Annotated in this window: 9 protein-coding genes; 8 read left to right on the forward strand and 1 reads right to left on the reverse strand. The window is 37.6% G+C overall.

What is annotated here, in order from left to right; genetic code table 11:
* Positions 1-130 precede the first annotated feature (130 nt).
* Positions 131-1,360, reverse strand: a complete 1,230-nt coding sequence (locus tag Q0F90_RS05195; RefSeq protein WP_296003980.1) for an LL-diaminopimelate aminotransferase — start codon at positions 1,358-1,360, stop codon at positions 131-133.
* Positions 1,361-1,707: 347 nt separating this feature from the next.
* On the opposite strand from Q0F90_RS05195, the gene Q0F90_RS05200 reads away from it, so the two are divergent.
* The 8 genes from Q0F90_RS05200 to Q0F90_RS05235 form a co-directional block, all read left to right on the forward strand.
* Positions 1,708-2,790 carry a hypothetical protein gene (locus Q0F90_RS05200; RefSeq protein WP_296003981.1) on the forward strand — a complete coding sequence of 361 codons (1,083 nt, stop codon included), beginning with the start codon at positions 1,708-1,710 and terminating at the stop codon, positions 2,788-2,790.
* Between the two features lie 9 nt (positions 2,791-2,799).
* Positions 2,800-3,975, forward strand: a complete 1,176-nt coding sequence (locus Q0F90_RS05205; RefSeq protein ID WP_296003982.1) for an MBL fold metallo-hydrolase — start codon at positions 2,800-2,802, stop codon at positions 3,973-3,975.
* Positions 3,976-4,464: 489 nt separating this feature from the next.
* Positions 4,465-5,646 carry a multidrug effflux MFS transporter gene (locus Q0F90_RS05210; RefSeq protein ID WP_296003983.1) on the forward strand — a complete coding sequence of 394 codons (1,182 nt, stop codon included), beginning with the start codon at positions 4,465-4,467 and terminating at the stop codon, positions 5,644-5,646.
* Positions 5,647-5,787: 141 nt separating this feature from the next.
* Positions 5,788-6,072: a 30S ribosomal protein S6 gene (rpsF, locus tag Q0F90_RS05215; protein WP_004693799.1), complete on the forward strand. Its 285-nt coding sequence runs from the start codon at positions 5,788-5,790 to the stop codon at positions 6,070-6,072.
* A gap of 19 nt (positions 6,073-6,091) precedes the next feature.
* On the forward strand, positions 6,092-6,490 hold the full coding sequence (locus Q0F90_RS05220) for a single-stranded DNA-binding protein (RefSeq protein WP_009352155.1): 399 nt from the start codon (positions 6,092-6,094) through the stop codon (positions 6,488-6,490).
* 39 nt (positions 6,491-6,529) lie between these two features.
* Positions 6,530-6,760: a 30S ribosomal protein S18 gene (rpsR, locus tag Q0F90_RS05225; RefSeq protein ID WP_004693795.1), complete on the forward strand. Its 231-nt coding sequence runs from the start codon at positions 6,530-6,532 to the stop codon at positions 6,758-6,760.
* Positions 6,761-7,176: 416 nt separating this feature from the next.
* Positions 7,177-8,040 (forward strand): substrate-binding domain-containing protein, encoded by an 864-nt coding sequence (locus Q0F90_RS05230; protein ID WP_024065963.1) that lies wholly within the window; start codon positions 7,177-7,179, stop codon positions 8,038-8,040.
* Positions 8,033-8,803: 4Fe-4S binding protein (locus Q0F90_RS05235; RefSeq protein ID WP_296003984.1), on the forward strand; the 771-nt coding region annotated here is incomplete at its 3' end. The genes Q0F90_RS05230 and Q0F90_RS05235, both read left to right, overlap by 8 nt.

The raw sequence follows: 8,803 nt of genomic DNA on the forward strand, positions 1-8,803 counted from the left end.
ATTTAAGAGGAACGTCTTAAATGTAAGGGGATAAAGAAGACCGATTACCTTCCTTTTAAAGAATTGTAATCGGTCTTTTGTCTTGTAGGTATTGATACTATATCGGATAAAGCGTATGGCAGTTATCGTATTAGAATTTTAATGTTTTAATTCTTTCAACAGCGCGAATTGTGTTTTCACGGCTACCGAAAGCTGTTAAACGAAGGTAACCTTCACCGTGAGGACCAAAGCCAGAGCCTGGTGTAGATACGATTTGAACCTGTTCGAGCAAGATGTCGAACAATTCCCAACTAGTCATGTTGCCAGGAGTTTTAAGCCAAATGTATGGAGCATCAACACCACCATATCCAGTAAGGCCGATAGATTCTAGACCTTCTTTGATGATCCGAGCATTTTCTTTGTAGTACGCAATATTAGCTTGTGTTTGCTCGCGACCTTCTTTAGTGTAAACTGCTTCAGCACCACGTTGGATAATATAAGGAACACCATTGAATTTAGTACATTGACGGCGGTTCCACATAGGATTGAGGGCTTGGCGTTCACCAGATTTAGTTTTTCCGGTCACTTCTTTAGGTACAACTACATAAGCACAACGTGTACCTGTGAAGCCCGCTGTTTTAGAGAAAGAACGGAACTCGATAGCTACTTCGCGAGCACCTTCAATTTCGTAGATAGATTTTACAGTGTCTTCTGTGCTGATGAAAGCTTCGTAAGCAGAGTCAAACATCAAAATGGCATCATTATCTTTACACCATTTTACCCACTCTGCAAGACGAGCACGGCTCAATACCGTACCAGTTGGGTTGTTAGGGGAGCAAAGATATACGATATCTACTCTTTCAGCAGGGAATTCCGGAGAGAAATTATTTTCTGCATAAGTAGGGAGGTATACAACCTTTTGGAAGATGCCGTCTACAGCTTCGCCAGTACGACCGCCCATGACATTGGAGTCTAAATATACTGGATATACTGGATCTGTAATAGCGATGATATTATCTTCGCTGAATAACTCTTGGATGTTGCCAACGTCAGATTTCGCGCCGTCAGATACGAATACTTCGTCAATTGCAATATCTACACCTAATGGTTTGTAATCGCCATCGACAATTGCTTGGCGTAAGAAGTCATAACCTTGCTCAGGGCCGTAACCGCGGAATGTTTCTGCTTTGCCCATCTCTTGAACCGCTTTGCTCATTGCGTCGATAATTGCGGGAACAAGTGGTAATGTAACATCGCCAATACCAAGACGAATAATATCTGCATCTGGATGTGCGGCTTGGTACTCATTTACCTTTTTTGCAATATTAGCAAATAAATAAGAACCTTGTAGATTTAAGTAATTTTCATTGATATTAGCCATGATGATTCCTTTCTAAATGTAACTCTCTTTACTATAGTAAAGGATAAAAAGAATTTACGCAATAACTTTCTATAGAATGTTGAAATTATTTTGAGTCATGTTATTTATAATAGATTTTTTATCAATTAAAATATGATGGGGAATTTATTACGCGTCATTTGAATTATAGTAAAAGTATAAGATAGTATAATTTATTTACTTTAAATAGTGACTTCATCATTTACTCATAAAGTAGTCGTTGATATAATGAATTTAAAGTAAAATATAATAGACCTTTCTAAATGATGGGGTTAATTCTAATGACTATGTGTAGTAGCGTCAATTGTTATTATGGGGGGAGATTTATAATGTTGAACTGTAAAGAGGCATACAAATTAATTTGTGAAGCTATTGATCGAAAAGATAAATTTCATGAGTTTGAAACTATTTTTTGTCAGAATAAGACTGATATAAAGAACGATACTGTAAAAACAAAAAAAGTTAAGCAAGACGATAACTATATTGAAGTAAAAAGATTTGCAGCAAACTTTTATAAGGCGCCTATTGTAAATTATAAAGGCTATGTAAAGGGAAAGGGGCAAGCGGATAAGAATCGCTATAGTGAAGTTATTTCAAGTACTCTTTTATCAGAAAATCTTTTAAAGGGGTGGAAAGAATTAGAGCCAGTACGAACGAATCATTTTGATACAGATCATACTCCTTCTGAAGAAGTGGATATGAAAAAGCTTCAAAGCACAAATCGAAAAGAGGAAATCTTAGCGAAGCTATTATTTTATCAAGGTAATATTGATGGTCTAGGATATCTCTTTGATTATCAAACACCACTAAAAGCTACAAAAAATGACTCGTATGGAAAAATAGATTTATTAGGCTATAATGCAGATGATAAATGTTATTCTGTCATTGAATTAAAATATCGTCCGTCTGGTAGTGAGGAAACTTTATTACGATGCGTTTTAGAAGCTTATACATATTATAGGCTGCTAGATATAAAACAGATTAATTCTGCGAAGGGGCATGAGGGTATACAGCAGCTAAAGAAATTACCTGGATATAAACATACGAATGAAACAGAGTTAGTCGTTTTATTTGATGAAAGATCTTGTGCCAAAGAGGACGGTGGAACAGAGACCAATTTGATGCTTCGTATTGATCCGGATAAACCTAATACTCCTAGTTATCCATCCAAAACTGTTGTGTCACAACAGTATAAAGAGTGTAAAGAATTGAAGGACCTTAGTAAACGCAATCAATTACGATCTTTATGCGAAAATATTTTGAAACAAGAGCCTGAATTAAAACAAATCCGTTTTGTTGTATTACAAGCTCAAAAAGTAAGTAAAGCACCTTATAAAAATAAAGTAGATAATTGGTCAGAAAATTTGGATCGTTTATATCGAGCAGAAACATTGCTTACCATTTCTAAGTAAAGGTTGAATATGAATATTGTTGTTCATCGTGGCACACATCAGATTGGTGGTAGTGCTATAGAAATTAGTACAGCATCTACTCGCATTATGTTAGATTTTGGTAATGAATTAAGTTTAGATGAAAAGTACACACCTATAAATCTGGATATAGACGGCGTTACAAAAGGAAAGCCGGATTGTGACGGTATTGTGATTTCTCATTATCATATGGATCACTTAGGCCAACTAACCTCTGCACTATCAGAAATTCCATTATATATGGGTGAATTAAGTAAGGAAATCGCGCTAATAGGTGCTGAGTATCAAGATAGAGATTTATACTTGCGCTTATTAGGTGCTAATACATTTCGGGGCGGAGATGTCTTTTCTATTGGTGATATACGTATTAGACCTTTAGTTATCGATCATAGTGCTGCGGATAGTTATATGTTTGTCATTGAAGCAGAAGGTAAACGTGTCTTATATACCGGTGATTTCCGGATGCATGGGCTCCGTCAACATGTATTAGAGAAGTTAGTTAAGACGTATATAGGTGAGGTTGATGTATTAATTGCAGAGGGCACCTTATTGTCTAGAGACGCAGATGATTGTATATCTGAAGTGGCTGTATTAGATGATATTTCTTCATATATTCAAGATGGAAAATATGTTTTTATTATGTGTTCATCTACGAATATTGACCGTATTATGGGAATTTGGCAGAATATGCCAACTGATAAAGTACTCATTTGTGATGCTTATCAGAAAAGAATATTAGATACTGTGATTAATAATGTATATTATGAAAGTTCTTTGTATCGTAGACATGATAGTCCACTAGTTCTTGATATAGGAAAGTATCCTAAATATTATATGGATAATGGTTTTGTATCCTTAGTAAGAGGGACAGAAAATTTTATTTCTAAAATTAAAGAGTTCCCTAAAGATGATGTACGTATTATATATTCCATGTGGACAGGATATATAGAGGAGAATCTAGTATTAAAAGATTTACTAGATACGTACCCATCTTATATATGTCATGCAAGTGGTCATGTCTCAAAGGATGATTTAGTTCAGTTCATAGAAATGGTTGATCCTGATATTGTTATTCCAGTTCATACTGATATCCCTGAAAAACTAGAGAGAATACTGCCTAATAGAAATGTTTATGTCGTTAATGATAAAGAGCCATTTATCATATAATGCCTTTAAGAAATTCTATTTATGTTGTATAATAAATAAAAAGAGAGCCATCAACGTGTGGTAGCGTTAGGCTTATCTTATAAATACTTTTTAAGGATTGCCTAGCGTGCGAGTATTTTGAATACTCTGTTGCGTTAGGCTTTTGTCTTTACACTATTTGAATAGTGCAAAGAGTGATATTGCTATGGAAATTACAAAAAGAATTAAATAGTACTTTTCGAATTTGCTCATAGTATCACCACCTTTCGGTGATGGGCCTAACTCACGTGATGACTCTTAGTATTAGTATAGCAATGCAACTTTAAGAAATATAGAATTGACATTTGGTTATAGACCAATTTTTGCGTAGTATTTTACTACGTTTTTTTATTGCGATTATATTAGAAATTTATATATCCTTATGCATATTTTTGATATAATGAATATATATTAAGAATAGTGCGGTTTATATGAAGGTTCATTATAGTTCGATATGGAAGTGGTGACTGTATGCATACGGTTAGCAATAAAAGTTGGCTTTTTATTTCTATATTAAGTGCTTTGATGGCGTTTACGTCGTTGTCGACGGACATTTATTTGCCCGCCATGCCTGCCATGGGGCGCGATCTAAATGGTGATGCGGAGCTTACGATTACGGGGTTCTTGATTGGGTTTTCCTTGGCTCAGCTCTTTTGGGGCGCCGTCAGCGACAAGATTGGTCGGAAGAAGCCTCTCATAATGGGGCTAGTTTTATTTATTATTGGTTCTGTAGGTTGTGCGTTGAGTACTTCTATGATTGAGCTATTAGCATGGCGTGTATTCCAAGCTTTTGGGGCTTGTGTGGGGCCTATGTTATCGCGAGCTATTATCCGCGATCTATATGGACGGACTGAAGCGGCAAAGATGTTATCTACACTGGCTATTGTAATGGCTATAGCACCCATAGCGGGGCCTCTGTTTGCTGGTCATTTGCTTGTGTGGTATACGTGGCACGCTATATTTTGGCTGTTGGTTGTTATAGGTGTGTTCATGTTATTAGCCGTCCTATTGTTGCCGGAAACACATCCTAAGGAAAAGCGTAGCCGAAAGTCCATGAGTCATACTTACATCAACTACTGGATCTTGTTGCGCAATAAAGAGTTTATGAAGTACACCCTTTGTGTAAGCTCATTCTATATTGCTATCTATGCTTTTTTAACTGGGTCACCGTATGTATATATCGATGTATTTGGAGTGCCTACAGAGTATTTTGGTTATCTGTTCTCTTTGAATATCATTGGTGTTATGCTTATGAGTGCCATTAATCGTCGTATTGTAAGTGCTATTCGCCTAGATAAGTTGTTGCGCTATGCGACCATGTTTGCAGCTATCTGTGTAACGATCGTAATGATTTTAATGTTTATGGGCGAACACTCTTTATGGCTTATCGTAATCGGCAGTTTCTTATTCTTCTCTATGAATGGTATCATTGCAGCGGTTACCAATGCGTTGGCTTTAGAACGAGCTGGCAAGATGGCTGGCTCTGGTGCGGCTTTGCTAGGGGCTATGCAATATGGTAGTGGTATTATTTCATCTTTGGTGTTAACATTTTTACCAAATGATTCGGCATTTCCTATGATGTCTGTTATTGCCATCTTTGTTATTATTTGTGCTATTCTAGCATTCCCTAAAGATAAACGATATGATCATTAATAATTGTGAAAGCAAGAACTCAAAATGGGTTCTTGCTTTCATCGTTTGTTTAGGTTATAATAGTAAGGCTTATTGATGGTAAGCACTTCCTACCCCTATGTGTCGATAGGGGCATTAGTCCGAAAGAGGAGGTGATTTTGTATGAACAAATACGAAGTCATGTTTATTGTGAAACCAGCTGAAGAAGAAGCAACTAACGCTGTTATTGAAAAAGTAGAAGCTTTAATTGCTCGTGTAGGCGGCACAGTAGAAAAGGTAGATCGTTGGGGCAAGCGTCGTCTTGCTTACGCTGTGAAGAAATTCACTGACGGTTTCTATGTATTGATCAACTTTGAAGCAGCACCTGCTGAAATCAAAGAAATCGATCGTGTATTGAAAATCAACGATGAAGTCCTAAGACATCTAATTGTAAAACACGAAGCATAATTAAAGCCTGGAGGAAAACATGAACTCTGTACAAATTCTAGGTAATTTAGCTCGTGATCCTGAAGTACGTTACACTAAAACAGGTCGTGCTGTAGCAACTTTCACAGTAGCTGCAACAAATACCTACGTTGACTCTGCAACAAATGAAACGAAAGAACAAACTGCTTTCATCAACTGCGTTGCATGGGGCAAACTTGGTGAAGCGGCAGGCAATCTTCGTAAAGGCAGTCGTTGCTTTGTAGAAGGTCGTTTGCAAACTCGTTCTTACGAGACTCAGGACGGTCAAAAACGGTACGTTACTGAAGTAGTAGCGAACTTTGTGGGCCAATCCCTTGATATGAATACTAATTCTTTCGAAGGTGGGTCCAATTTTGATAGTTTCAGTACAGGCGGCGATGACGAAAACATCCCGTTCTAGTGTCAGGGACTCCTACTAATTCGAAAAGGAGGATTCGCAATGAGAAGAGATAGAGGCAGAAAGCCAAGAAGAAAAGTATGCGTTTTCTGTGCAGACCATATCGATCAAATCGACTATAAAGATGTTGCTAAACTTCGTCGTTTCACGACTGAACGCGGCAAAATCTTACCTCGTCGTATTTCCGGTACTTGCGCAAAACATCAACGCAAATTGACTACATCTATCAAACGTGCACGTGCAATCGCTTTATTGCCATTCACTGCTGAATAATTGATGAATCAAGGCGGTACAACCATTTGGTTGTACCGCCTTTTTGCGTTTTTTAGCTAGTATGTATTCCGCTTTAGTGTAATTGTTACTAGAGACTTATTCGCTATTACTTATACTGCAGTCTATAGTGTGATGATTATCATATCTCTATGAGTTGATTGCATAATACTCTTTAACTTTTTATTGGCTAGTATCAATTAGCGTAGTTTCTGACCGTAATAAATATTCAATTAAATAGATATAAGAATTATATCTTTAAAATTTATAATAATACCTTTGAAAATAGAATTTATATGACTAATCTGTATAAACAAATTAATCAAACTTATGCATATCATCAGCAAAACTTATGTTTTTTATACTATAATGTGGGTATATGCATAGTACTGTAAAGTTCAGTGAAAGGTGGTAAGTACATGGGATTTTTGAAAAAGGATATATCCCGTCGCCAGTTTATTGGTGGTGCTTTAGCTTTAGCAGCCGCATCAGCGGTGCCGTCGTTTATACGGGGCGCCTACAAGCCAACACAGTCTGATTCATTGCAAGTGTGGACTTGTGGCGGTTTGTCGGAAGCGTTTCTTGATTTAAACCAAGTCTATACGATGCATACAGGGCACAACATTCAGTATACTGGTGCCTTTGCAGGGGCCATTGGTAAATCCTTGTTGGCTGAAAAGAGTCGTACAGAAGTCTTTGGGGCTCGTGGTTTGGATCTAGCGAAGAATATGCGCAAAAAGGGCGTAAGTATTGCTTTTGAACCATTATGTTTTACAGATTATGTCATCGTTACTCCTAAGGGGAATCCCGCAGGGATTCGGGATCTAAAGGATATGGCAGAGCCCGGTGTACGCGTTATGTTGCCATTAGGCGCATCTCCACCAGGCAGTGCATCTGTAAAAGGTATTATGAAACTATCTGGTTTGACCGATGGTATCATGAAAAACTTAATGGCTGAAAATGCTTGTGTCATTTCTATGATGTGCGACCTCGTAGAAGGTAAAGCGGATGTATCTATCATTGAAAAACGTCTTACCACACATGATCGGTTCAAGGATCGTATAGAGTACTTCTCTATACCTGCACAATTTGTGCCACCTGCACCGCTCACTTTCACTATTAATACAATGAAATATGTACAAGATCGCGCACTAGCTGCCGATTATATTGAATTTACACGGTCTCAAGAAGGACAACAAATCTTAGAAAATCACGGATTTACATCCGTTCATAGTGCGAGAGGTCTCGATTTGATAGAAAGGTTTGGTGTAAAAGATGTGTAATCAATGTCCATCGTCTACAACCTGTGGAACTCAAGTTAGTTCTGGTGTATCTGGGAAGCAAGCCCCTAAAAATTTAACGCTTTGGCGTCGTATCGTACAGTTTATCTTTCTTTTTATTATGGGGAAATGGGTATATTATGGTATATTCCGATGCCCTTATATCGTGCCATTTGTAAACTGTGAAAGCTGTTCCATGATTACCTGCTGGGGTCGTATTACAACGTACTTCTATGCGTGGTGGATTATCTTGCCGATTATGGTCGTATTCTTTGGCCGTGCTTTCTGTAGTTGGTTCTGTCCAAGTGGTTGGGTTAACCAAATGCTAGGCAAAATATCTATGGGACCACTAAGAAATCGTAAAAATTATATGCGTTTCCTTCAACTCGGCATGGTAGCAACTATAATTTTAGGGCTCGTAGTATATTTCAAATTTGGTAATCCTCGCATTATGATTCCAATTCGGACGAGCGATGAATATTTTAATGCTGTCATTTTATCTATGCAGTTCTCCGAATGGTATTGGGCGGCTCGTACTATAACGGTCGTTTCTATTATTGCTGGTTCCCTTATCATTGCCAATGCTTGGTGCCGTTTTGTATGTCCTTTCGGGGGCGTTATGGAGTTACTTCGCAAAATTTCTATTTTTAGAATTTTCAAAACCAATGATTGCGATAACTGTGATGCGTGCTTGCGCGTATGTGAAATGGGAACACGACCAAATGAAATGAATTGCACCAACTGTGGTGATTGCTTACATGTATGC

Origin of the sequence: uncultured Veillonella sp., assembly GCF_934190855.1 — a bacterium.
Taxonomy (GTDB): Bacteria; Bacillota; Negativicutes; order Veillonellales; family Veillonellaceae; genus Veillonella.

What these genes read in the sequence shown, in the direction of transcription:
- Q0F90_RS05195 (WP_296003980.1), bottom strand. Translation starts at nt 1,360, where the DNA reads ATGGCTAATATCAATGAAAATTACTTAAATCTACAAGGTTCTTATTTA.
- rpsF (WP_004693799.1), top strand. Translation starts at nt 5,788, where the DNA reads ATGAACAAATACGAAGTCATGTTTATTGTGAAACCAGCTGAAGAAGAA.
- Q0F90_RS05200 (WP_296003981.1), top strand. Translation starts at nt 1,708, where the DNA reads ATGTTGAACTGTAAAGAGGCATACAAATTAATTTGTGAAGCTATTGAT.
- Q0F90_RS05220 (WP_009352155.1), top strand. Translation starts at nt 6,092, where the DNA reads ATGAACTCTGTACAAATTCTAGGTAATTTAGCTCGTGATCCTGAAGTA.
- rpsR (WP_004693795.1), top strand. Translation starts at nt 6,530, where the DNA reads ATGAGAAGAGATAGAGGCAGAAAGCCAAGAAGAAAAGTATGCGTTTTC.
- Q0F90_RS05205 (WP_296003982.1), top strand. Translation starts at nt 2,800, where the DNA reads ATGAATATTGTTGTTCATCGTGGCACACATCAGATTGGTGGTAGTGCT.
- Q0F90_RS05230 (WP_024065963.1), top strand. Translation starts at nt 7,177, where the DNA reads ATGGGATTTTTGAAAAAGGATATATCCCGTCGCCAGTTTATTGGTGGT.
- Q0F90_RS05210 (WP_296003983.1), top strand. Translation starts at nt 4,465, where the DNA reads ATGCATACGGTTAGCAATAAAAGTTGGCTTTTTATTTCTATATTAAGT.